The following is a 23,285-nucleotide window of genomic DNA, read 5'->3' on the forward strand; positions in this document are numbered from 1 at the left end:
GACGGCCGCCCCCCATCCTCGCGAATGGGACTGTCGCCATTCGCACCACAGTGATCATTTCTGCCTCTGGTCAAAGACAGGATGCAGAAACTCAAACACAATATCATCAGATGGCTTTCTCGATGCTCGAAGCCACGAAGCGCTGATGCCCTCGCCCCGCATCCTGATCGTCGAAGACGAACTCATCGTCGCCCTCGAGCTCGAGGAGCGTCTGCGTCGTCAGGGCTATGCCATCGCCGCGGTCGCGCGCACCGCCGAGCAAGCCCTGTCCGGCGTCGAGCGAGGCGAGGTCGACCTCGCCCTGCTCGACATCCGCCTGGCCGGCGGTCGCGACGGCATCGAGCTCGCCGAGGATCTGCGCCCCTGGGACGTCCCAATCGTATTTCTCACGGCACACGGCGACGAGGAGACCCTGCGCCGGGTCAAGGCCGTCGGCGCTCAGGGCTACCTGCTCAAGCCCTTCGACGAACGCCTGCTGCGGCTGACCATCGAGACCGCGCTGCACCGCCACGCGAGCGAGCGCGCCCGGATCGCGGCCGAGCTCGCCCGCCGGCGCAGCGAGGCCGTCCAGGCCACGATCCTCGCCCACTCCCCCGACGCGGTCCTCGTCGTCGACGACGACGGCCACATCGAGCTCGCCAACCACGCAGCCGGGGCGATCTTTCAGCCGCGTGAGCGCGAGCTCACCGGCCTCGACATCGCCACCCTGCTGCCCGAATTCGACCTGGAGCAGGCCCGCGCCGAGCCGGGCGCGCTGCTGAGCACCCTCGGCCAGCGCAGCGACCAGCGCTTCCCCGTCGAGCTCACCGTCGGCCTCGCGCCCCTCGAAGACGGCGAGCGCCTGGTGCTGATCGCCCGCGACGTGTCGATCCAGCGCGAGCTCGAGCGCGAGCTCGCCCGCGCGCGCCAGCTCGAGGTCGCCGGGCGCCTGGCCTCGGGCGTCGCCCACGACCTCAACAACCTGCTCTCGGTGGTCAGCATGACCACCTACATGCTGCCCGACGCCGGCCCCGATGAGCTCCCCGAGCTCGTCGACGATCTCAACAGCGCGATCGAGCTCGGCGGCGCGCTCACGACCCGCCTGCTCGCCCTCGCGCGGCGCAGCTGCGCCCAGGCCGAGGCCCGCGAGGTCGACGTCAACGAGATCCTCGGCGCGCTCGAGCGCCTCGTCCGACGCTCGATGAACCCCGCCGTCGACGTGCGCTTCGAGCTCTCCGCCGAGGTCGGCGGCGTGACCATCGATCCCACTCGCTTCGAGCAGATCGTGCTCAATTTGGCGATCAACGCCAACCGAGCCATGCCCGAAGGCGGCGTGCTCAACATCCGCAGCGCGGTCCGGACGCGGCCCGAGGACGAGGACCGCGCGTGGGTCGTCGTCGAGATCGAGGACACCGGGGTCGGCATGGATCAGTCCATCCAGCGCCGGATCTTCGAGCCCTTCTTCACCACGCGCGGAGACGCCGGCGGCACCGGCCTCGGGCTGTCGATCGTCAAGGAGATCGTCGAGGGCGCGGCCGGCTTCCTCGAGCTCAACTCCGAACCCGGCCGGGGGACCTGCTTTCGCGTGTACTTCCCCCGGCGCGGCCAGCCCTGCGAGGACGACGACGCGCCCTTCGAGACCCACGAGTTCGACGGTCGCAGCCGCCGCGTGCTGATCGTCGACGACGACGAGCTCCACCGCCGGATCATGGCCAGGCTGCTGCGCAGCTGGGGCCTGCAGGTCGTCCACGCCACCGGCGCGGGCGAGGCCATGCTGATCGCCGAGCGCAGCAAGGCCGCGCTCGCCCTCGCCCTCGTCGACATCGACATGCCCTACATGGACGGCTTCGAGCTCGCGGGACGCCTCGAGCAGGGCCCCCGCGAGCTCCCAGTGCTCCTGCTCTCGGGCTCGGCCGCGGCCGAGGAGCAGCGCACCCGCTCACCGATCCTGCACAAGCCCGTGGACCCGGAGCTGCTGCTCCGCGAGGTCTCGCGGGTGCTCGAGTTCGAGGAAGAGGAGATCAGTCAATGCTGAAAGGAGCCAAGATCCTCGTCGCTGACGACGAGCTACATTTCCGCAAGGCGGCCGCGCGCCTGCTCGAACGCGAGGGCTGCGAGGTCCAGCTCGCCGCCGACGCGAACGAGGCCCTCGCCCAGCTCAGCGCCCATGTCTTCGACCTGCTGATCGCCGACGTGCACATGCCGGGCAACGACGGGCTCACCGTGCTGCGCGAGCAGCAGACCGTGCCCGTGCTCGTGGTCACCGGCGACCCCAGCTTGCAGACCGCCGTCGAGGCCCTGCGCGGCTCGGCGGTCGACTACCTGACCAAGCCGCTCTCGCCCGAGCGCTTCTTGGCGCGGGTCGCCGAGGGCGTCGCCCGGGCCCGAGCCCTGCGCCGCCTCGACGACGCCGAGCGCCGGCTCGAGGCCCAGCTCGAGCTCGTCGCGGGGCTGCGCGCCTCGCTCTTCGTCGCTGGCGGAGAGCGCGACGACGAGGAGCCCGATGCTGCCAGCGCCGGCGCGAGCTCGGCGAGCGAGGACGAGCTGCCCGCCGTGGTCGCCGACAAGCTCAGCCCGCGCGAGCGCGAAGTCCTGCTCGCCTTTCGCCGCATGCCGCGGCCGGCCGAGGTCGCCAGCTCCCTGCACATCTCCCCGCACACGGTCAAAAACCACCTCAAGGCGATCTATCGCAAGCTCGAGGTCGGCTCCCAGGCCGAGCTCCTCGCCCACCTCAGCGAGGCCGAGCGCGCCCACTCGTCATGAGCCAGCAGCCCCTCGCGGCCTTGCTCGACGAGCCGGCCTTCGCCCTCGCGGTCCTCGACGCCGCCCCGGTCATCGTCCTCGTGCTCGACGACGCCGGGCGCGTCGTCCACTACAACGCGTTCATGGAGACGCTGTGCGGGCGCCCGCTCGACGACGCCCGCGGTCACAGCTGGTTCGACGAGTTCATCCTCGACGACGACCGCGAGTGGATCGGCGACCTGTTCTCGCGCTCGATCCGCGGCCAGGAGGCCCACGCCAACATCAACCCGATCCACGTCGTCGGCGGGCCGCCGCGGCTGATCGAGTGGTACGACCGCACCGTCGAGCTGCGCGAGGGCGGCGAGGTCTACCTGGTCGCGATCGGGGTCGACATCAGCGATCGCGTGCGCGAGGCCAACGAGCGCGCCGCCCTCGCGGAGCGCTTCGAGCTGTTCGCCAAGCGCGTCGACGCGGCCTTCTTCATCGCCGACGAGGCCCACGCGCGCATGCTCTACATCAGCCCGGCCTTCGAGCGAATCACCGGGCTCGCGCGCGATGCCGCCTGCGCCGACATCCAGGCCCTGATCGCGCGCTTGCACCCCGACGACCGCGAGCACTTCTCCGCGACCTTCGCCAGCCCGCTCGCCCCCGGGGTCCAGGTCGAGCACGACTACCGGCTGCTGCGCCCCGATCCCGACGGCGGCGAGCCCGAGCTGCGCTGGCTCTCGCTGCGCTACAGCTGCGTCGACGCCCCGCGCAAGCACGGCCTGCGCATCGCCGGCACGCTCACCGACATCACCGCGCGCAAGCAGGCGACCCTCGAGCGCGAGCAGCTCGGCCGGCTGTTCACGCTGATCGACACGGCCATCGACGAGGTGTTCTTGCTGATCGACGAGCGCCGCGAGCGGGTGCTCTACGCCAGCGAGTCCGTCGAGCGCGTGTTCGGGGTCGAGCGCGAGGCGCTCTACGGGGCGCTGCCATGGACCAAGCTCTCGGTCATCCACCCGGCGGATCGCCAGCGCGTGCGCGCGGCCCTGACTCGGCCAGCGCCCGCCCACGGGGGCGCACAGGCGCCCAGCCCACAGGCCATCGAATTTCGCGTCTGCCTGCCCGAGGGCCGCGAGCGCTGGGTGCTGTGTCGCTCGCATATCCTCGACGAACGCTCGGCCATGCCCGGGGCGATGGTCACGATCTCGAGCGACATCACCGCCCAACACGCGGCCGAGGAGCGCCTGCTCGAGCTGATGGAGGAGCTCGAGGCCCGGGTCGCCGAGCGCACGGCCAGCCTCGCCGAGGAGCGCGAGCGCCTGCGCCGGGTGCTCGACGGGATGACCGCCTTCGTGGCGATCCTCGACCCCGAGGGCGCCCTGCTCGAGCTCAACAACCTCGCCCGCGAGCGCTTCGAGGTCCGCGACCAGGGCGCTCGCCGACGCGCCTTCGAGCTGATCGTGGGCCTCGACCCCAACGCGAGCTGCCGCAGCTGCGCGGGCCGAGCCCTGCGCCAGGCCCAGGCCGGTCGGCCAGCGCGCTTCGACCTCGAGCTCACGACCCCCGACGGCCAGCCCAGGGTCATCGACGTCGGCCTCGGCCCGATCTGCGGCGAGCACGGCCAGGTGACCGAGATCGTCGCAACCGGCGTCGACGTGACCGAGGCCCGCGACAACGAGCAGCGCCTGCGGGCCTCGCTCGCCGCCCTCGCCATCAAGGAGGCCCGCCTCGCCGACGCCCAGCGCCTCGCCGAGGTCGGCGACTGGGACTGGGACATCTGCGCCGACAAGCTCTCGTGGTCCGATCAGATCTTTCGCATCTTCGGGCTCGAGGTCGGCTCGACCACCCCCAAGTACGACGGCTTCATGGCCATGGTCCACGAGGAGGACCGCCCGCTCGTCGCCGCCGCGCTCCAGCGCAGCTTCGAACACGGCGAGCCCTACACCATCGAGCACCGCCTGGTCCGCCCCGACGGCGAGGTGCGCTATCTCTTCGAGCAAGGCGAGCTGACCCGCGACGCCGACGGCCGGCCGCTCCGTCTGCAGGGCACGACCTTGGACATCACCCGACAAAAGCGCGTCGAGGCCCAGCTGCGCGCGTCCCTGGCCGAGAAGGACGCGCTGCTCAACGAGGTCCACCACCGGGTCAAGAACAACCTCCAGGTCGTCGTCAGCCTGCTCTACCTCCAGGGCCTCGGCCTCGACGAGGCCATGCGCGCGGTCCTCGACGAGTGCCGCGGGCGGATCCGGTCGATGGTCCTGATCCACGAGCAGCTCTACCTCTCGGGCCAGCTCTCGAGCATCGACATGCGCGAGTTCCTGCTGCGCCTGTCCAGCGAGCTCGAGCGCGTGTTCGCAACCACGACGGCGGCGAGCATCGACGTGCGCGGAGCCGGGCTCCACCTCGACATCCAGCGCGCGGTCCCGCTGGCGCTGATCGCCAACGAGCTGCTGACCAACGCGCTCAAGTACGCCTACCCGCGAGCCGAGCGAGCCGCCGCTCCCACCCCCGATAGCCAGCAGATCCGCGTGGAGATCAGCGAGGCCGGACTGCTCGTCGAGGACGACGGCGTCGGGCTCCCCGAGGGCTTCGACCAAAACGAGGGCAGCACCTTGGGGCTGCGGCTGATCCGGACCTTGACCGAGCAGCTCGACGCCTCGCTTCGCGTCGACGAGGGGCCCAAGGGCCGCGGCGCTCGCTTCCACCTGCGCCTGCCCGCTGATGACCGATGACCCACGCCGCCGCGAGCGCCGAGTTGTGGCAATTCGGGGCGCCATCGCCCCCGAGGTGGTGTTCGAGGCCCTTGCTTAGCCCGGTTTTTGACCTGCCCGAGTCATTGTCGCTGTGCCCCTTCGGGATCTTAATCAAGACATGATGACGGCCACCGCGAGCAACCTTCAGGACGGTCGCACGAGCGACACCCACCAGCTGGCGCTTCACGCCGTGGTCGAGGGCGCTCGGCGTATCGACACCCGCCGCTACGAGCTCGAGGGTCGGGCCTCGGCGCGCGCAGAGCTGCTCCCGGCGGTCTACGCCGCCATCGAGGACGCGATCACCAGCCTCGACCAGGTCCTCGACCACTACGACAGCCCCACCGCCATCGACCAGCCCGAGGACTCGGGGGTGTTCAACCTGCTCTTCGAGGACATCGTCGAGGACTCGGACAAGGCCGGGTCGAGCAAGGCCAGCTCGAAGGGCGAGTACCAGCGCGTCGCCGACGTCAGCTTCATGGCCCGCTGGGAGCTCGTCCGCAAGCGCGACTCCCTGCGTAGCGCCGAGCGCCTCGACGACTGGGGCCTGATCTCCGAGTGCTGCTCCGCGCGCCGGCGCGTCATCAAGGCGGTCAGCGGCGTCGAGCGGGTGCTCGCCTCCGTCGAGGGCCAGGCCTCGGTGTTCGCCAACCTCTACCAGACCGAGCGCGAGCGCGCCGTGGCCACCCGCGCCGCCTACCTGCGCTTCATCGACGGCCTGCGCGGGGTCGAGGCGCGGACCGAGACCCTCGGGGTCGAGCGCAGCCTCCGGCTGGTCGGGACCGGCATCGCCGCCCTCGTCGGCCGCGAGATCTACGAGGAGCTGCGCATCGAGGATCGCCGATCCCTGCGCCAGCTCCAGACCCGGGTCATCGACTGGCTGCGCGGCGGGGGCAGCGACAAGGACGGCCAGCGCCTGCTCGGTGACGTGTTCGCCTTCGCCTCGCTGCTGCTCGAGGTCAACCGCCGGCCAGCGCTGATCGAGAACGACTGCGAGGTCCTCCAGCGCCTGCTCGTCGCCCTCGACCAGCCGGCGACCGACAAGCCCGCCTTCTACCGCGTCCTCAAGACCCTGCGCGGCCGCGACGAGGAGCTCGACGAGCTGCTCGGGGTGTTCGCCGACCTCGACGCCAAGCTGTGGCGGGAGCCCGCCGAGCGCGTGCTCGCCCAGCTGCGCGACTAGGCCGGGGCGCTCGGCCGACGCCACCACCTCGGCCGAGCAGCCACGCCTCCAACATGCTGACAGCGCGAAGATGAGCGTCGAATCCATCCTCACCAAGGCAATGGGCGAAATTCCCAAGTCCGTCGCCGCCGGCGTCGTCGACATGTCCACGGGCATGCTGCTCGGCGTCAAGACCGTCGACAGCCACCCGCAAGAGATCCTCGATCTCGTCGCCGCCGCGACCCGCGACCTGTTCGAGGGCGACAACATCAGCACCATCGAGAGCACCTTCAAGCGCATGCGCGGGGTCACGACCAGCGAGCGCTACTTCAAGGAGATCATCGTGGTCTCCACCAACTTGATCCACATCTTCGCCAGGCTCACGCGCAGTCAGTCCGCGGTCACCGTCGTGGTCTGCCGCTTCGACACCAACATCGGCATGGCGCTGATGAAGATGCGCTCGATCTCGGCCAACGAGACCATCTAGCCCCTTTGGACCAGGAGCAGCCCATGCCCGAGACCTCTCCGTCCAGCGAAGCGCTGCACACCCAACTCGCGCACCTACCTGGGGTCGAGGCCGTGCTGTGGTCGGGGGGTGATCTCGGGCAGGGGGCCGAGGGGAGCTTGAGCCCAGGTGAGATCGAGTCGACTCGCTCGTGGCTCAGGATCCTCTCGGCGACATCGACCCGCATGTGTGAGGAGCTCGATCATGGCGCGCCGCGCCTGCTGACCTTGAGCTGCGACGACCGGTTGATCGCCCTGGCCTGCGATCCCGTCGGCGCCTTCGTGGCGGTGATCGCCAGCGATTCTTCGGTCATGGGCCTGGCGGTCGCCAAGCTCCGGTCCTGGATTCAGACACGACGAGAGGGGGACAATTCATGAATGACAATGATGGTTGGCTGGGAAGGATCTTGTTTGACGCGCGCGATCGTGCGCTGCACACGAGCCGCGGCGCCGCCGTGGCGCTGCGCCGTCAAGTCGAGCTCCAGCACGCCGAGCTCCAGGCCCAGGCGCTCGAACTCGACGCCCAGCGCCAGCGCGCGCGCGCGGCCGAGGCCCAGCTGCGCGGCGTCTCGTCTCAGCTCGACGAGCTCGAGCGCCAGCTCGAAGGCCTCGGCGAGGAGCTGCGCTCGGCGCAGGCCGCCGTCAGCGTGCTGCGCGAGGAGTATGGTCGCGCAGCCGTCCGCAACAAGCGGCTCGAGACCCGCATCGTCGGCCTGCTGCGCCGACTCTTTGGGGGCGAGGCCGCGCCGCTGCTCATCGACCTGCTCGCGCCTACTGGCCTCGACACCATCGAGCACCACAGCGAGCGCGAGCGTCACCTACTCCACCTGCTCGAGCTCGACCGCGGTGAGGCTGAGCGCGAGCCGACGCAGGCCCTCGCTAGCGCCTCCACACACGCACCACCGCACTTGCCCGCGCGCCGCTGAGCGCAGCCTTCGACCGCCGAGGGCGCCGCTGCCCCAGCGCCCTCGCCCGCGCCAGCGGCTCCGGTGAGCGCGAGGCTCAGCCCCGCGCTCGCCGGGCCGCCCGAGCGATCAGCAGGGCCATCTCCAGCGACTGCTCGTAATTGAGGCGCGGGTCCACCCGCGAGCGATAGGCCCGGCCGAGGTCCGCGGCCGCGAGCCCGCTGGCTCCACCCACGCACTCGGTCACGTCCTCGCCGGTCAGCTCGAAGTGCACGCCGCCGAGCACCGAGCCCATGCTGGCGTGGATCTCGAAGGCCTGCTGGAGCTCGCTGAGGATCTTGTCGAAGTGGCGGGTCTTGATGCCCTCGGCCGTGGTCTCGGTGTTGCCGTGCATGGGGTCGGAGACCCAGGTCACCGGCTTTCCGGTCCCGCGCACGGCCTCGATCAGCCCCGGCAGGTGCTCGGCGATCGCGTCGGCGCCGAGGCGATGGATCAGCACCAGGCGCCCGGGCTCGCCCTCGGGGGACAGCAGCTCGATCAGCTCGAGCAGCCACTCGGGGCTCATCCCCGGGCCGACCTTGACGCCGATCGGGTTGCGGATCCCCCGGCAGTACTCGACGTGCGCGCCGTCGACCTGGGCCGTGCGCATGCCGATCCACGGCAGGTGGGTGGAGAGGTTGTACCAGCCCGGGCGACGCGGCACCTTGCGGGTCTGGGCGAGCTCGTAGTTGAGCGCGAGGGCCTCGTGCGAGGTGTAGAAGTCGACGCGCTGGAGCCCGGGCAGCTCACCGCCGACGACCTGCACGAAGTCGATCGCCTCGCGGATCGAGTTGACGATCTGCTCGTACTCCTGGCCGTGATGCGCCGCGTCAGCGAAGTCGAGCTTCCAGTACTCGGGGTGGTGGAGGTCGGCGAAGCCGCCGTCGGCGAGGGCGCGGATGAAGTTGAGGGTCAAGGCGGCGCGCTCGTAGCCGCGCAGCATCAGCTGAGGATCGGGGATGCGCTCGGCGCTGGTGAAGCCGTGGCGGTTGAAGAGATCACCGCGGTAGGTCGGCAGGGTCTCGCCGTTGCGGGTCTCGGTCGTCTTCGAGCGCGGCTTGGCGTACTGGCCCGCCATCCGAGCCACGCGGATCACCGGCTTGCGCGTGCCATGGACGAGCACGAGGCTCATCTGCAGCAGGATCTTGAGCTTCGCGGTGATGATGTCCGCGCGGCAGTCATCGAAGGACTCGGCGCAGTCGCCCCCCTGCAGCAAGAAGGCCTCGCCCCGGCCCGCCTGGGCCAGCTTGGCCTTGAGGGTCTCGACCTCCCACGAGGTCACCAGCGGCGGCAGGCAGGCGATCTCGTCGAGGACCTTCGCCAGCGCCTCGTCGTCGGGGTAGCTGACCTGCTGAGTGGCTTGCTTGCTGCGCCAGGAGTCCGGAGTCCAGTCGTTCACGGTCGGCGGAGCATAGCGCCCGGGGGCCGCGTTCACAGCGCCCAGCCAAAAAACCCGGATCCCTGCGGCGGACCTGAGCACCCCCGCCCGCTCGCCCTCTGGCGAGGCTGCGAGCGGCCCGCCTCACCGGCGAGCTGCGAGCACGCCGAGGCGAGAGGGCGCAGGCCCTGCCTCAGTCGTCACCGCGGAGCTTGAACTGCCGCGTCAGCCCCTCGAGGGCCTCGGCGTGGATGCGCAGGCCTTCGGCGGTGGCGCGCGTGTGCGAGGTCGCCTCGGAGGTCGAGGCCGCGACCTCCGCGACCTGGTAGACCGCGACCGCGAGCTGATCCGTGTCCTGGCTCTGGCGCTGCGTCTCCGTCGAGATCTTGCGCGCAGCCTCGGCGGTGCTCACCGCGAGCTGGCGGCTCTCCTCGGTCGCGCCCACGGTCCCCCGGCTCGCCTCCTGGATGCCCGTGACCCGCTCGCCCACGTCGGCGACGGTGCCCGTGACCCGCTCGGCGAGGCGGCGCATCTCGGCGGCGACCAGGGCGAAGCCCCGCCCGGCTTCACCGGCGCGCACGGCCTCGAGGGAGCCGTTGAGCGCGAGCAGATCGCTGCGCTCGGCGACCTCGCGGATCAGCGAGAGCAGCTCGTCGATGCCCCCCGCCAGCGCGCTGAGCTCGCTGATCCTCGCCGTCGTGAGGTCGGTCGTCACGCGGGTCTGCTCGGCGTTGGCCAGCACGTTCGAGGCCGCCAAGTTGATCTGCTCCGCCGCCTCGGCGAGCGAGGCCACCGTGTTCCCGACCTGCTGGACGCTGCTCGACTGCTGCTCGACCGCGCGCTCCTGCTCTTGCGCGGCCGCCTGGATCTCCGCGGCCGCGGCCGCGACCTCGAGCGCCGTGCCGCGGATCTGCACGACCATCTCGCCGAGGTTCGAGATCATCGCGCGGAAGGCATCTTGGAGGTCACCGGGCGCCTCGAGATCGACCCGCAGGTCGCCCTCGCTGACCACGGACGCGACCGCGGCGAGCTCCTCGAGGGTGTCGAACATCGCGTTGAAGCCCCGGGCCACGTCGCTGATCTCGTCGTTGAAGAAGGTCACCACGCGGGCCTGATCCCGGAGCCGACCGTGCTCCGCGATCTTCCGGGCGCTGGCCTCGAGCTGGGTCAGCGGCGCCGTCAGCCCACGGTTGAGCGCGGGGCCTGCCGCCAGGCCCGGGGCAGCGCCGAGCACGACCGCGATGATCATGAACAGACCAAAGGCCCAGCCATCGTCATCGAGGGGGCCCTCGTAGACGACCCAGCGCCCGTCCCCGACCGCCGCCGCCGCGAACACCCGCTCGCTGCTCAGCTCTGCCATGCCGCGGGTCTCCTCCCCGTCGAGCGCCCGCAGCTGCGGGGGCAGCTCCCCCACACCCGCCACCATGCTCGCGCCTTCCGCCGTGGGCTCGTCGAGCCCGCCCGTGAGCGCGATCCGCTGGGCGTCGAGTTCGACATCACGCAGTGCCTCGCTCACAGCGAGCTTCGTCCGCTCCTCCGCGCGGTACCAGGTGACGGACGAGACCATGCCCAGCATCAACGCGATGACCAGGCCCAAGAACACCCCCACGAGGCCCTCGACGAGCGGCACGCGAGGGCCTTCTGGAGACAGCCCGCGGGCCCACAGATCATCGACCAACGCCGCGTTGGTCTCGAAGAGCACGCTGCGAAAAATGGGAACCATCAGCGTCGGGATGGCGAAGATGATCGCAACGCAATTGCACAGCGCGCTAACCTCCTGTGCCGCGCTCATCCCCCGGACCATCCCGATCGCGAACAACACGCCCAGCGCGAGCGCCCAGCTGCAGGCATAGATCCGCCAAAAGTGGCGCGGGGTTTGCTGCAAGCTGTGGTTTGCCGCGCGCAGCGTCTCGACATCGAGCGGGTCACCGCCAGCGCGCCGCGCTCGCTCCCACGCCCGGGCTGGAGCCAGCATCCGCCGAAGCGCCACGAACCACGTCACGGCCCGCAGCAGCATCACCACGGTCGTTGCGGTGGGCTCGCTGACCCCAAAGAGCAGCACCCACGCCAACGACGAGGGCAGACACACCACCACGTCGATGGCGAGCACGACGAGTTGCAAGCGAAGGATCCGACTTCGTCCCATGAACCTCGCGTCGACGTTAGACCAGTCTGCCCGCGCTTGGGACGCTTCGACCAAATACGAGACCCGACTCGCGCCACGCGCGAGCCGGGTCTTTTCGAGCAGCCTCGAGGCTATCGAATCCGCTCACTCGGGAGCGCGATCACTCTTTCCGCGAGGGCCGTGGTGACCGCGGCGTCCACCCTTCCCCATCAGGCCGTGAAGGCCGTCAGACTCGATGCGCTCCGCGAGCACCTCACGCTGTTCGGCGGTGAGGATGTCGTGGACCTCGGCGATGACCTCGCCGAAGGACGACCCCGAAGACTCGACCTCGGGCTTGGCCGCGAGCATGGCCGCGCGCAGCTCCGAGCTGTCCAGGCTGTCCGCGCGGAAGGCCGTCGCCACCGACGAGAAGTCGGGCTTGGGCATGTCCCTGCGTGCCTCGTGGGCGCCCTGGAAGGCGGCCGCGAGCGCGGTGCTCTGCGCGTCGGTGCACTCGATGGGCTCGCAGAAGCTCTCGACGTGACGCGCGAGCCGCTCTTCGGAGGAGGGCGGGACGCGATCCCCGGCCGGCGGGGCAGGACGCTCGCTGCTCTCGCTGTCCTCGCTATCGGAGGACTTCTTGCCGCGCGGACCCTTGGGACCCTTCATCCCGTGCTTCCCGCCCCGCGGACCGCCCGCGAAGAACATCGGGCCGCCTTCCTGAATGCGGTCGGCGAGGGTGGCCCGCTGCGCCGGGGTCAAGATGGCGTGGAGCTCGCTGGCGAACTCGACGGCCTCGTCGACGTGCGCCGAGCGATCCATCTTGGGACGAATATCCTCGAGGACGCTGGCGTCGAAGCTCTCCGCCCGGAAGGCGGCCGCGAGGGTCGCGTCCTTCTCGGCCCGGGCGGCCTTGAAGGCCTCGCGTGACTCGGACTTACTCTCGTGGGCCAGCTTGCGCGCCTCGTGGCGCTCGGCGAAGAGCGCGGAGATCTGAGCGGCCTGCTCGTCGCTGCACTCGAGGTCCTTGCACAGGAAGTCGCCGGGCTCGGGGCGCGGGCGCTTGCCCTCGGCGTCGGTGGGCGCGGCATCCAGTTCGGTCTCGACGTCGAGCTCCGAGGCCGCAGCGGAGCGCTCTTCGGTGAGGTCGTCGACCTCTTCGCTGTCACAGGCAGCGGCGGTGAAGAGCATGGCGCAGGCGAGGGAGATACCGGTCGTGAACTTGGTGATGGTCATCGGTGGGTCCTTTCGGTGGCTGACGAAAATCAAGATAGCGCCCGACCTCGTAAGGGCCGTCATTCGTAGGAAGGGGGTTCGTAAACTGAACGCAAACACCCTCAGGCCCCCCTCCCGCGAGCGTGCTCACGCCGACGCAGGCGCCCCAAACTGGCTCAGGACGGCTCCCAGCGCCCTTTGGGGCCCGAATGTGGGAGCATGCAGACGCGATGACCGATACGACTGCCACGATCATGGACTTCCCGCTGACCCTGGACCATCTCCTGGACCGCGCCGCGCAATTGTTCCCGAAGGTCGAGGTGGTCTCGCAGATGCCCGACAAGTCGCTGCGCCGCCACGACTACGCCGCCTTGCGCCGTCGCGCCCGGGCCCTCGCCAAGGGCCTGCTCGACGCTGGCCTGCGACCCGGCGAGCGCGTCGCCACCTTGATGTGGAATCACTACGCGCACCTCGAGGCCTACTTCGGCGTGCCCCTCGCCGGTGGCGTCTATCACACCCTCAATTTGCGCCTGTCGCCTGGCGACCTCACCTACATCACAAACCACGCCCAGGACCGCTTCCTGATCGTCGATGACGTCCTGCTCCCGCTGTTGAAGACCTTCGAGGCCGACGCGCCCTTCGAGAAGGTCTTCGTCGTCCGCCTGTCCGGCGCCGAGGTCCCCGAGCCCTACATCGACTACGAAGCCCTGCTCACGGAGGTCGGCGAGGACTGGCAGTCACCGCCGCTGCGCGAGGAGATGGGCGCGGGCATGTGTTACACGTCCGGGACCACGGGCCGCCCCAAGGGCGTCATCTACTCGCACCGCGCGATCGTCTTGCACAGCTTCGCCTCGGCCATGGTCGACACCTTGGCTCTATCTCAGCGCGACACCGTCGTGCCCATGGTCCCGATGTTCCACGCCAACTGCTGGGGCCTGCCCTTCACGGCGACCCTGGTCGGCGCCAAGCAGGTTCACCCAGGGCCACACCTCGATCCCGAGAGCCTGCTCGATCTGTATCAAAAAGAGCGCGCGACCTGCTCGGCCGGGGTGCCCACGGTCTGGCTCGGCATTCAACAGCTGCTCGAGGCCAACCCTGGGCGCTGGAAGCTCGAGCCCGACCTGCGCATGGTCGTCGGAGGCTCGGCCGCCCCCGAGTCGATGATCCGCGCCATGGACGAGCTCGGCCTGCGAGTCATCCACGCCTGGGGCATGACCGAGACGGCCCCGCTGGGCTCCGTCGCCGCCCTCAAGGCGACCATGCGCGACGCCAGCGAGGACGAACAGTATCGCGTGCGCGCGACCCAGGGCGTGCCCGTCCCCTTCGTCGACGTCCGCGCCGTGAGCGAGAAGGGCGAGGTCCCCTGGGACGGCAAGACCATGGGCGAGCTCCAGGTTCGCGGGCCGTGGGTCGCGTCGAGCTACTACGCCGACGAGAGCGGCGACGGGGCGGCCCCGGACAAGTGGACCGCCGACGGCTGGTTCCGCACCGGCGACGTCGTGACCATCGACGCCGAGGGCTACATCAAGATCACCGACCGGACCAAGGACCTGATCAAGTCCGGCGGCGAGTGGATCAGCTCCGTCGAGCTGGAGAACGCGCTCATGGGGCACCCGGCGATCCGCGAGGCGGCCGTCGTCGCCCTGCCCCACGAGAAGTGGGTCGAGCGTCCGCTCGCCGCGATCGTGCTGCGCGACGGTCAGACCGCGCCCAGCGACGAGGCCCTCGCCGAGTACCTGCTCGCCAAGGGCTTCGCCAAGTGGTGGCTGCCCGAGGGCTACGTGGTCCGCGACGAGATCCCGCGGACCTCGACGGGCAAGTTCCTCAAGGCGGCCCTGCGCGAGCAGCTGGCGAGCTGGCAGCCCAGCTGAGCGCTCAGGGCTCGTCGAGGAGCTCCAGCGCCGCCGCCCGCGTCACCGCCAGCTCCCCGCCGCGGTTGGCGAGGATCACCACCGCGCGCTGGCCAGGGACGAAGAGCAGCTCCGCGCGGAAGCTGCCGTTGTCTCCGCTGTGGCCGTAGACCAGCCGCCCGCTGGGCAGCGTCCACGCGCGCAGCCCGAGGCCGTAGCGCTCGTCGTACCTGCGCGGCTCCCCCGATCGTTCGAGCACCGGCGCGCCCGGCTCGAGCATCGCCGCGGAGCCCGGCAGCTCGGGGCCGCCGATCGCCAGCGCGAAGCGGCCCAGGTCCTCGGCGTCGGCGAGCACGCCCCCCGTGGGTCGCAGCCAGCTGGGGTCGCCAGGCATGAAGTCGAGGTCTTCGCTGACGAGGATCGGGTGGCGGTCCGGATCCTCCTCGAGGTGGCCACAGGCCGCCCCCTCGGCCACGGCGACCTCCGCGTCGGCGCCCAGGGTGCTCAGGCCCAAAGGCCCGGCCAGGCGCGCGCGCACGAGCTGGCCATAGTCACTCCCCGCGAGGCCCTCGAGCATGGCCCCGAGGACCACATAGTTGGCGTTGACGTAGCTGTGCTCGCCCTCCCGCTGGGGCGCGGCCGTCAGCGCCCGCCGCCAGTCGCCATCGTCGGCCACGACCTGCTCGGGCTCGATCGGGCCCAGCCCCGCGCGCTGGCCGAGCAGCGCCTCCACGCTGGGATCGCGGATCCCCGGCGGGAGGACGAGGCCGGGGATCAGGCCGCTCGCGCCGACGCGGGTCTCGAGCGCGAAGCCCTCGCGCTCGTCCACGAACCCGAGGACCAGCGCCGCCGTGAGCACCTTGGAGATCGAGCCCAGGCGAAAGCGAGTGCTCGCGTCGACGGGGGCGTCTTCGCCAAAGCAGCTCACCCCGCGCTCGAAGTGCATGACCATGCGTGGGGGCTCTCCCTCCCCCCCGCGCTCGACCACCGCGACCGCGACCCCGGGGATCTCGCGGTTGATCGACTCCCCACACAGCGCGCGCAGCATCGCCACGAAGCGCCCCTCGAGGTCGTCGCGGGCCATCAGCGCGTCGAGGCAGTCTCGCTTGCGCTCGCTGGCGTCGCTCCCCGCGCTCGTCCGCGCCTCGTCCTCGCCACCGTCCCCGCTCCTGCCCCCGCCGTCGCCGTCGCCGTCGCCGTCGCGCGCATTGGCGGCCCCCATCGCCGCGCTCGGCTCGTCCGCGCAGCTCGAGCAGCCTGGACAAGCCAGACACAGCCACGGCGCGAGGCCGAGCGCCACGAGAGCGCGCCTCATGGCTCGCCAATATGCGGGTTGATGGCCTTGGCCTGGGCGCGCAGCTTGGCGGCGCGGGCCTCGTCCTCGAGGGCGGCGTAGACCTCGGCCGCCGTCCAAGACAGCGCCGCCGACGACCAGCCCGTCGCCAGGGCCTCGTCGATGACCGCGCGCGCGCCCTCTGGATCCTCGCTGGCCAAGCGCGCCTCGGCGAGGGCGATCTTCGCGGGCACCCCCGGACGCAGGCGATGGTTGGCCTCGGCCAGCTCGAGGGCTCTGTCCGCAGGGCCAAACTCCAGGTAGTGACCCAGAGCGTGGCCGTAGCTCGCCTCGGGGTAGCGCTCGAGCTCGGCGGCGAAGGTCTGGCCCGCCCGCTCGATGAGCGCGTCGGCCTCGGCCTGCGCGGCCTCGCTGGGATCCTCGCGCAGCAGCGCCGCGCGGGCGTCCATGAACTCGCCCTTGCCCGTGCGCGCGATGATCTCGGCGTAGAGCGCCAGCGACTGCTCGCGGTGCCCGAGCAAGCCCGCGATCTCGGCGATGTGCTCCTCGAGCAGCCACCACCCCCCGAGGATCCCCGCGCCAGCGCGGCAGTGCTCGAAGGCGTCCTCGTAGCGGCCGCGCTCGAGGTCGATGATCCCCAGCTGAAGCTCGGTCCAGGCCCGCGGCTCGAGGGCGTCCTCGGGGTAGTGCGACCCCGCCCGACGATAGAGCGCCTCGGCCTGTTCGATGTCCCCGTGCCGCCAGTACCACTGCGCCCGCTGGGCGAGGACCGTCCCAGTCTCGTCGAGCCCCTCGACGGCCTCGAAGTGGGCGAGCGCGGCCTCGTAGTCGCCGCGCTCGAAGTCCACCGCCCCGCGCATGCTCTCGATCCTGGCGCGGGTCGGATCCCCGAGCACCGGCCGCTTGGCGACGATGTCGAGGTCGGCCTCGACGCGGTCGAGGCGGTGCAGGCTGAAGTTGAGCGCCGCCCGGGTCAGCAGCGGGCCCGAGCCCTCGGCCGCGCGCTCGAAGGCCCGCGTCAGGGCGTCCTCGGCCGCCGCGTAGTCGTCGTAGCTCCCGCTGAGCCGCGCGCGCTGTAGATGGAGCCCGGCGACCTTCTCGAGCACCAGCCAGGTGCGCGGGTTGGCCTCGGCGCGGGCCTCCGCGGCCGCGATCTCCCAGTCGAGGTCCGCGAGCGCGTCACGGTACGCCTGGTCGTCGCGCGCGAACGCGAGGGCCGGCGCTGCCACGGGGGCGGGGGCGGAGGCAGGGGTCGGAGCCTGCGCCGCGTCAGCGGCCTCGCCCTCGCCCTTCGCCGCTCGCTCCTGGCCGCAGCTTTGAGCGCAGGCCGAGAGCGAGAGCGCGAACGAGAGGACGAGGACGGGGCCGCTGCGCATCGGAGCTCACTCGTGCGGCTCGGCGAGGTAGGGGAAGTCAGCGAGGAAGCTGACGTCGTTGTCCGTGGGCAGCAGGGGCACCATCGTCTGCGCATCCTGGCCGTCGACGTCGAGGTCGAGGAGCAGCAGCGACAAGGTCATGCCCATGACAGGATCCCCCGGGGCGCGCCCGGCCGGGAAGCCGCCCTCGCCCTCGAGGTCGACCTTGAGCGTGTCCGGGAGGATCCAAACGCCCGCCTGGTCGATCCCCTTGCCGGCGGTCGCTGGGGTGTAGCCAGCGTCCATCAGCGCCCCGTCCAGGACGTTGTGCAAGCCCAGCACGTTGGCGAGGATCTCGAAGCCAAAGGCCTCCAGGGCGTCGTCCTCGGGATCGGCCTGGTTGTAGTCGTCCTTGGAGTTGATCAGGACGGTGTTGATCGCCGGCATGCCCGCACGGTCGACGCGGACATAGTCTTCATAGGCGGCCGTGGAGTAGACGACCTCGGGCACCGGATCCCCCGTCGTGTCCGTGGTCTCCTCGCTGTCCGTGGCCTCTTCGGTGGTCGACTCGCCGGTCGTCGACTCGTCGCCGGTCGTCGACTCATCGATCTCTTCGCCGCCCGACGAGGCGTCCGTATCGGTCTCGGTCCCGACCTCGTCTTGGTTGCCGTCATCGCTGGGGCAGCCAGTCAGCAACGCGGGGAGCAGCAGCAGGCTCGAGAGCTTGGCTTGAATCTTCATGTCGTCTCCTGCTTGGCTCAAGGCAGCCGGGCCGTGGTCACCCAGGTCTGGAAAGAGGTCGCGTCACCGAGCAGCTCGGCGGCGCTGAACTCGAGCACGATCGCGTCCGCGTTCGTCCCCGCGAAGCTGTCGTTCTCGGGATCCAGCATCAGCTCCTCGGTGTCGAGGGTCTCCGCGTAGCCGTCGAGGTCGAAGAAGAAGGGATCGTCGCGCTGACCGGCGAAGACCATGGCCCCGCCCACGTCGTAGCCCGCGTCCTCGAGATCGGGGAGGTCGACCTCGACCGTGCCGACGCCGGGGAGGTCGCTGACCTGGATGCCGTAGCGCCCCTCGCCGTTGTCTCCGAAGCGGCAGTGGATGTCGTGATCCGAGACGTTGTCACCGTCGACGTCGAAGTGGAAGCTGTAGAGCACGGCCGTGTCCAGCTCGAGCTCGGCGCCGGCCTCTTGCAGACCGTTGAAGGTCGCCGCGACCACGATGTTCTCGCCCGTGTACCAGGCGTAGAAGTCGGAGATGTCGGCCTCGGCGTCGGTCATCGTGCCCGGGGCCTCGGCGTGGTCCGAGGCGAGCACGCCCGTGGTCACCAAGCTGCCCGCGACGAAGGCCACGAGGGCACCGGCGGCGAGACCATACTTCAGGAAAGTCTTGCGTTGAGTCATGCTGGAGGCTCCACTCGCGTATGCGTTGAAGTCTCACTAGAGTGACGCTTTGGCCGCGCAGACACCACCCCCAGGCACGGAAATCTCGGCGCCCCTCTGGTCCGAGTTGATCGAAAGACCAGTCCCGCCGGGCTGCGCGCGGCCGAGCCCAGAAAATTCGTTGACGGCGAGGCCCGGATCGAGCCAGCCCGCCTCACACCTGACGCTTGGCCAGATGCTTGAGCGATCCGATCCGCGACTGGATCGCGTCGAGCTGCTCTTGCAGCGCGTCGAGCTCCCCCGCCAGCGTGGGCGGCTCGTTGGCCTGCTCGGCGCGCAGCATCTCGTTGGCCTCGGCCTGGGCCTCGTCCATGCCGCTCATGATCACGCCAATGAACAGGTTCAAGATGATCATCGTACCGGTCAACACGAAGGACACGAAGAACAGCGCCCCGAGCAGCGGCTGGGCGTTGGGCGAGGTGCACTGGACGACCGAGTCCGGCCCATAGCCGTAGCGATCACAGCCGTACATGTTGATGTACATGACGTCGGTCCAGTCCTCGAGGGTGACCACCCGAAACAGCGAGAGCATCGCAATCTCGAGGTTCTCGAAGTGCAGCGGATCGTTCTCACCAAACAAGAACACGGCCGCGACCGCGTAGACGTAAAAGAGCATGAACAAAAGCACACTCACGTAGACCATCGAAGGGATGCTCTTGAGCAGCGCGCCGACGAGGATCTGCAGCTTGGGCAGCGCCTTGACCAGTTTGAGCACACGCAGCAGCCGCAGCAGCCGCAGCACCGTGACGGCGTTGCCCTCGAAGGGCAAAAAGCAGGCCGCGACGATCACGAAGTCGAACACGTTCCAGGGGTCGAGGAAGTAGCGCCACGGCTTGCGCCCCTCGGCCGCCATCTTGACCACGATCTCGACCACGAAGATCCACAAGATGATCTGATCACCGAGGTGCAGCGCCGAATGGAATCGCTCGACCAGGGCCGGATAGGTCTCCATGCCCACGAGCACCCCGGCGAGCAAGATGACGATGGTGATCGTATTTTGAAACCACGCCGCGTCGGCGATCGATTTGAAAAATTGCTGAACCTTGTCCATGGCGCGGCCGGAGGGTAAGGGCAGCGCGCGCAGCGAGCAATGCGCGAATTGACCTTTCCCAAGTCCGAGCAGCCCCACCGGAGATTGCCGGCGGGGCTCGCCCGGAGCTCGGCCGAGGCTCAGCTGATCTTGTCGCCGGGCAGCGAGCGCGGGTCGAGTTCGAGCAATGTGACGGCGTCGTCGCTCGCGCCGGCGGCCATGATCATGCCCTCGCTCAGGCCAAAACGCATCTTGCGGGGCTTGAGGTTGGCGAATACGACCACGTGCTTCCCGACGAGCTGCTCGGGCGCGTAGCTCTTGGCGATGCCCGAGAACACGTTGCGCCGCCCGAGCGGGCCGAGGTCCACGGTCAGGCGCAGCAGCTTCTTGGCCTTGGGCACGCCCTCGCACTCGACGATCTTGCCCACGCGCAGGTCGACGCCGTCGAGGGCCTCGATCCCGACCTCGTCGGCGAGCGCCTCGACCTCGTAGTCGAAGCTCTCGGCCTCGCCCTCGCCGCCTCCGTCGAGGGCCGCGTCGGCGGCGACGTCTTGCTTGCTAGCCTCGATCAGCGCGTCGAGCTGCTTGGGGTCGAGACGCACGGCGAGGTTTTGGTACTCGCCGAGCTCGAGGCCCGCGGGCAGGGGCGCCGCGGCGTTGGCCCAGGTCAGCGGCGCGTCGAGCTTCAGCAGGGCCTCGACCTTCTCGGCCCAGGCGGGGAGCACCGGCTTGAGCACCGCGGCGATCAGCTTGCTGACGTAGACGCCCACGCTGAGGATGCTGCGCGCGAGCTCGGGCTCGGTCTTGGTCAGCTTCCAGGGCGCGCGCTCGTTGAGGTAGCCGTTGGTGTCCTCGGCCATCTCCATGGCCAGGCGCAGGGCCTGGGCCGACTCGAAGTTGGCGTAGAGCCCCGGGACCTCGGCGAGCCGGGCCGTGCACGCGGCGACGAGCTCGCCCGCGTCCTCGGGCAGGGCGCCGAGGGTGCCGCCGAGCTTGGCCAGGGCCTTGACGCTGCGGCTCGCGACGTTGGCCGCCTTGTTGACGAGATCCGCGTTGACCCGGTTGACGAAGTCGTCCATGCCGAGGTCGAAGTCGTCTTGGTTGTTGGACAGGCGCGCGGCCAGGTAGTAGCGCAGGTAGGCCGGATCGACGTGCTCGAGGAAGGTCTTGCCGAGGATGAAGGTCCCCCGGGACTTGGACATCTTCTCGCCGTTGACCTTGAGCCAGCCGTGGACCTGGACGCGCGAGGGCACGGTGTAGCCGGAGGCGTGGAGCATCGCCGGCCAAAACAGGCAGTGGAAGTAGACGATGTCCTTGCCGATCACGTGGACGATCTCGACCTCACCGTCGCCGCGGCCGGCCGGGGCCTTCCACCAGCTGTCGACGTCCTGGCCGTTGTCCTGGCACCACTTGTCCGTGGCCGCGATGTAGCCGATCGGCGCGTCGAACCACACGTAGAAGTACTTGCCCGGGAAGCCCGGGATCTCGATGCCGAAGTAGGGCGCCTCGCGGGAGATGTCCCAGTCGCGCAGGCCCTTGTCGACCCAGTCGAGCACGAACTTGCGCACGCTATCTTGCAAGATCGTGCGCCCGCCCTCGTCCGTGGGCGCGAGCCACTCGCGCAGGAAGTCTTCGTGGCGGCCGAGGCCGACGAAGAGGTGCTCGGAGGTGCGCAGCACCGGCTTGTCGCCGGACACCGTGGAGTAGGGCTCGATCAGCTCCGTGGGTCGGTAGGTGCTCCCGCAGGCCTCGCAGGAGTCGCCGTACTGATCCGGGGTCTTGCACACGGGGCAGGTGCCCTTGACCAGGCGATCCGGCAGGAACATCTGGTCGACCTCGCTATAGAGCTGCTCGACGTCGCGGACCTCCACGTCCCCGCGGGCGCGCAGGGCCGCGAAGATCGCCCCGGCGTGCTTGCGGTTCTCCTCGCTGTGCGTGGTGTAGAAGATGTCGAAGCCGACGCCGAAGCCGCGGTAGGTCGCGAGGTGCTCCTCGTAGGCCCGGGCGATCAGCGCCTCGGGCTCGATGCCCTCCCGGCGCGCGCGGACCTGGATCGGCGTGCCGTGGGTGTCGTCGGCCCACATGAAGATGACCTCGTCACCGGACATCTTGCGCGCGCGGGCGTAGACGTCGGTCTGGATGGCCTCGAGGAGATGGCCGAGGTGGGCCGGACCGTTGGCGTAGGTCAGTGCTGCCGTGACGAGGACCTTGTTGGCCATGGGGCGCCGTTTTAGCAGCCACGCGCAGGCCCGGCTACACTGGCGCCGTGGTCAAGCCCACGCAGCAGTGGCAGACGCGGCGCGCGGTGGCGCTGCGCGAGGCCAGCCTCGGCGAAGACGCGGGCCTGGGGCCCCGCGCCGAGGCCTTTGAGCTCGTCGCGCCCACGAACCCGCAGCAGCGCCTGGGCTGGGCGCAGCTCGGTCTCGACGCCCAGCGCGTCGACGCGCGCAGCGGCGCAGAAGATCCGGCGCTCGTCCACGCCGTCTCGGCCTGGCTGATCGCCCGCGGAGCTCGGCGCGTCGCCCTGCGTGACGAGCACGGCGCGGTCCTGGCCGAGGGCGCCATCGAGCCCGCGCAGCTCGGCGTCCAGCCCGATCCCAGCCGCGGCCCCGCCCGCCGCGTGGTCAGCTTGTGCCCCTCGAACCTCGAGGCGCTCGCGGCCCTGGGCTGCTTCGAGCGCGTGATCGCCTGCGAGGACAGCTCCGACTGGCCGCCTGGGGTCGAGGCCCTCGAGCGCCTCGGCCCCGACCTCGGCCCCGACCTCGATCGCGTCGCCGCCCTCGCCCCAGACCTCGTCGTGTCCTCGCTCTCGGTCCCCGGCATGGAGCGCGTGGTCACCGGTCTGCGCGCCCGCGGCCTCGACCAGGTCGTGCTCGCCCCGCGCGGCGTCGCCGACGTGCTCGCCGAGCTCGAGCGCCTCGCCGCGCTGCTCGGTGTCGAAGAGCGGGCGGCGACCGTCGTCGCCGAGCTCCGCGCCGAGGTCGAGCGCCTGACCTGCGAGGCCGCGGCCTTCGTCCAGGCGGGCGGCCCGGCCCGCGTCTACCTCGAGTGGTGGCCGCGGCCGATGTTCACCCCCGGACGCGACTGCTACAGCAACGAGCTGATCCGCCTCGCCGGCGGCGTCAACGTGTTCGCCGAGCGCCCCGGCTCGAGCCTCGAGATCGACGCGGCCGAGCTGCTCGCCGCCGACCCCGAGCTGTGCTTCGTGTCGTGGTGTGGCGTCGACGCGGCCAAGCTCGATCCCCGCAAGCTGATCGAGCGCCCCGGCCTCGAGCGGCTCGGCGCGGCCAGGCGTGAAGCCGTGTTCGCCCTCGACGAGCGCTACGCCGGCCGGCCCGGGCCGCGCATGCTCGAGGCAGCGCGGCGCATGGCCGCGGCGATCCGCGACGCGCGGCGGTGACACCCTCGTTGCCGCGCGGGCGCATCCAATCCACGTTCGCCCACCGACCCTTGCGACCCCCCCCCCGCGACCCACCCCCGCGACCCACCCCCGCGACCCACCCCGCGATTGGCGGATCGCACCAGCGGCGACCATGGTTCCCCATGGTCGC

The 23,285-nt window shown here is 70.4% G+C and carries 18 protein-coding genes; 9 read left to right on the forward strand and 9 right to left on the reverse strand.

Annotated elements, in window-relative coordinates; all coding sequences use genetic code 11:
• Positions 1–145 precede the first annotated feature (145 nt).
• From G6O69_RS02505 to G6O69_RS02535, 7 genes are all read left to right on the forward strand, one after another.
• A complete protein-coding gene (locus G6O69_RS02505) occupies positions 146–2,014 on the forward strand; it encodes a response regulator (RefSeq protein ID WP_172301924.1) in 1,869 nt (622 codons plus the stop codon).
• Positions 2,008–2,742, forward strand: a complete 735-nt coding sequence (locus tag G6O69_RS02510; protein WP_172301925.1) for a response regulator — start codon at positions 2,008–2,010, stop codon at positions 2,740–2,742. The genes G6O69_RS02505 and G6O69_RS02510 overlap by 7 nt, the downstream gene beginning before the upstream one ends.
• Positions 2,739–5,441 carry a PAS domain-containing protein gene (locus tag G6O69_RS02515; RefSeq protein WP_172301926.1) on the forward strand — a complete coding sequence of 901 codons (2,703 nt, stop codon included), beginning with the start codon at positions 2,739–2,741 and terminating at the stop codon, positions 5,439–5,441. Before G6O69_RS02510 ends, G6O69_RS02515 begins: the two co-directional genes overlap by 4 nt.
• Positions 5,442–5,580: 139 nt before the next feature.
• Complete coding sequence (locus tag G6O69_RS02520) at positions 5,581–6,642, forward strand: hypothetical protein (RefSeq protein WP_172301927.1); 1,062 nt, start codon at positions 5,581–5,583, stop codon at positions 6,640–6,642.
• Between the two features lie 70 nt (positions 6,643–6,712).
• The gene (locus G6O69_RS02525; RefSeq protein WP_172301928.1) at positions 6,713–7,108 is read left to right on the forward strand and encodes a hypothetical protein; all 396 of its coding nucleotides are present in this window, start codon (positions 6,713–6,715) and stop codon (positions 7,106–7,108) included.
• Positions 7,109–7,131: 23 nt separating this feature from the next.
• On the forward strand, positions 7,132–7,503 hold the full coding sequence (locus G6O69_RS02530; protein WP_172301929.1) for a hypothetical protein: 372 nt from the start codon (positions 7,132–7,134) through the stop codon (positions 7,501–7,503).
• Complete coding sequence (locus tag G6O69_RS02535) at positions 7,500–8,051, forward strand: hypothetical protein (protein ID WP_176396588.1); 552 nt, start codon at positions 7,500–7,502, stop codon at positions 8,049–8,051. The genes G6O69_RS02530 and G6O69_RS02535 overlap by 4 nt, the downstream gene beginning before the upstream one ends.
• Before the next feature lie 76 nt (positions 8,052–8,127).
• On the opposite strand, the gene G6O69_RS02540 is transcribed toward G6O69_RS02535, so the two are convergent.
• The 3 genes from G6O69_RS02540 to G6O69_RS02550 form a co-directional block, all read right to left on the reverse strand.
• Positions 8,128–9,468 (reverse strand): 3-deoxy-7-phosphoheptulonate synthase class II, encoded by a 1,341-nt coding sequence (locus G6O69_RS02540; protein WP_346016997.1) that lies wholly within the window; start codon positions 9,466–9,468, stop codon positions 8,128–8,130.
• Positions 9,469–9,640: 172 nt separating this feature from the next.
• Entirely contained in the window at positions 9,641–11,569 is a 1,929-nt protein-coding gene (locus G6O69_RS02545) for a HAMP domain-containing methyl-accepting chemotaxis protein (protein ID WP_176396589.1), read from the reverse strand.
• A gap of 147 nt (positions 11,570–11,716) precedes the next feature.
• Entirely contained in the window at positions 11,717–12,787 is a 1,071-nt protein-coding gene (locus G6O69_RS02550) for a Spy/CpxP family protein refolding chaperone (RefSeq protein ID WP_172301933.1), read from the reverse strand.
• A 209-nt stretch (positions 12,788–12,996) separates the two neighbouring features.
• Here G6O69_RS02550 and G6O69_RS02555 point away from each other — a divergent pair, with 209 nt between their 5' ends.
• Positions 12,997–14,637, forward strand: a complete 1,641-nt coding sequence (locus tag G6O69_RS02555) for a long-chain fatty acid--CoA ligase (RefSeq protein ID WP_172301934.1) — start codon at positions 12,997–12,999, stop codon at positions 14,635–14,637.
• A gap of 4 nt (positions 14,638–14,641) precedes the next feature.
• Here G6O69_RS02555 and G6O69_RS02560 read toward each other — a convergent pair whose 3' ends face one another.
• From G6O69_RS02560 to metG, 6 genes are all read right to left on the reverse strand, one after another.
• Positions 14,642–15,931, reverse strand: a complete 1,290-nt coding sequence (locus tag G6O69_RS02560; RefSeq protein WP_172301935.1) for a serine hydrolase domain-containing protein — start codon at positions 15,929–15,931, stop codon at positions 14,642–14,644.
• Entirely contained in the window at positions 15,928–17,286 is a 1,359-nt protein-coding gene (locus G6O69_RS02565; protein ID WP_172301936.1) for a hypothetical protein, read from the reverse strand. The genes G6O69_RS02560 and G6O69_RS02565 overlap by 4 nt, the downstream gene beginning before the upstream one ends.
• A 6-nt stretch (positions 17,287–17,292) precedes the next feature.
• Positions 17,293–18,006, reverse strand: coding sequence for a DUF4331 family protein (locus G6O69_RS02570; RefSeq protein ID WP_172301937.1), 714 nt, complete (start codon positions 18,004–18,006; stop codon positions 17,293–17,295).
• A 17-nt stretch (positions 18,007–18,023) separates the two neighbouring features.
• The gene (locus tag G6O69_RS02575) at positions 18,024–18,665 is read right to left on the reverse strand and encodes a DUF4331 family protein (RefSeq protein ID WP_172301938.1); all 642 of its coding nucleotides are present in this window, start codon (positions 18,663–18,665) and stop codon (positions 18,024–18,026) included.
• A 193-nt stretch (positions 18,666–18,858) separates the two neighbouring features.
• Complete coding sequence (locus G6O69_RS02580) at positions 18,859–19,755, reverse strand: ion transporter (protein WP_172301939.1); 897 nt, start codon at positions 19,753–19,755, stop codon at positions 18,859–18,861.
• A 119-nt stretch (positions 19,756–19,874) separates the two neighbouring features.
• Positions 19,875–21,953, reverse strand: coding sequence for a methionine--tRNA ligase (gene metG, locus G6O69_RS02585; protein ID WP_172301940.1), 2,079 nt, complete (start codon positions 21,951–21,953; stop codon positions 19,875–19,877).
• 47 nt (positions 21,954–22,000) lie between these two features.
• Between metG and G6O69_RS02590 the strand changes: the two genes are divergently transcribed.
• The gene (locus tag G6O69_RS02590; protein ID WP_172301941.1) at positions 22,001–23,134 is read left to right on the forward strand and encodes a helical backbone metal receptor; all 1,134 of its coding nucleotides are present in this window, start codon (positions 22,001–22,003) and stop codon (positions 23,132–23,134) included.
• Positions 23,135–23,285 lie beyond the last annotated feature (151 nt).

Source organism: Pseudenhygromyxa sp. WMMC2535, assembly GCF_011083025.2.

What these genes read in the sequence shown, in the direction of transcription:
- G6O69_RS02505 (WP_172301924.1), top strand. Translation starts at nt 146, where the DNA reads ATGCCCTCGCCCCGCATCCTGATCGTCGAAGACGAACTCATCGTCGCC.
- G6O69_RS02510 (WP_172301925.1), top strand. Translation starts at nt 2,008, where the DNA reads ATGCTGAAAGGAGCCAAGATCCTCGTCGCTGACGACGAGCTACATTTC.
- G6O69_RS02515 (WP_172301926.1), top strand. Translation starts at nt 2,739, where the DNA reads ATGAGCCAGCAGCCCCTCGCGGCCTTGCTCGACGAGCCGGCCTTCGCC.
- G6O69_RS02520 (WP_172301927.1), top strand. Translation starts at nt 5,581, where the DNA reads ATGATGACGGCCACCGCGAGCAACCTTCAGGACGGTCGCACGAGCGAC.
- G6O69_RS02525 (WP_172301928.1), top strand. Translation starts at nt 6,713, where the DNA reads ATGAGCGTCGAATCCATCCTCACCAAGGCAATGGGCGAAATTCCCAAG.
- G6O69_RS02530 (WP_172301929.1), top strand. Translation starts at nt 7,132, where the DNA reads ATGCCCGAGACCTCTCCGTCCAGCGAAGCGCTGCACACCCAACTCGCG.
- G6O69_RS02535 (WP_176396588.1), top strand. Translation starts at nt 7,500, where the DNA reads ATGAATGACAATGATGGTTGGCTGGGAAGGATCTTGTTTGACGCGCGC.
- G6O69_RS02550 (WP_172301933.1), bottom strand. Translation starts at nt 12,787, where the DNA reads ATGACCATCACCAAGTTCACGACCGGTATCTCCCTCGCCTGCGCCATG.
- G6O69_RS02555 (WP_172301934.1), top strand. Translation starts at nt 12,997, where the DNA reads ATGACCGATACGACTGCCACGATCATGGACTTCCCGCTGACCCTGGAC.
- G6O69_RS02560 (WP_172301935.1), bottom strand. Translation starts at nt 15,931, where the DNA reads ATGAGGCGCGCTCTCGTGGCGCTCGGCCTCGCGCCGTGGCTGTGTCTG.
- G6O69_RS02565 (WP_172301936.1), bottom strand. Translation starts at nt 17,286, where the DNA reads ATGCGCAGCGGCCCCGTCCTCGTCCTCTCGTTCGCGCTCTCGCTCTCG.
- G6O69_RS02570 (WP_172301937.1), bottom strand. Translation starts at nt 18,006, where the DNA reads ATGAAGATTCAAGCCAAGCTCTCGAGCCTGCTGCTGCTCCCCGCGTTG.
- G6O69_RS02575 (WP_172301938.1), bottom strand. Translation starts at nt 18,665, where the DNA reads ATGACTCAACGCAAGACTTTCCTGAAGTATGGTCTCGCCGCCGGTGCC.
- G6O69_RS02580 (WP_172301939.1), bottom strand. Translation starts at nt 19,755, where the DNA reads ATGGACAAGGTTCAGCAATTTTTCAAATCGATCGCCGACGCGGCGTGG.
- metG (WP_172301940.1), bottom strand. Translation starts at nt 21,953, where the DNA reads ATGGCCAACAAGGTCCTCGTCACGGCAGCACTGACCTACGCCAACGGT.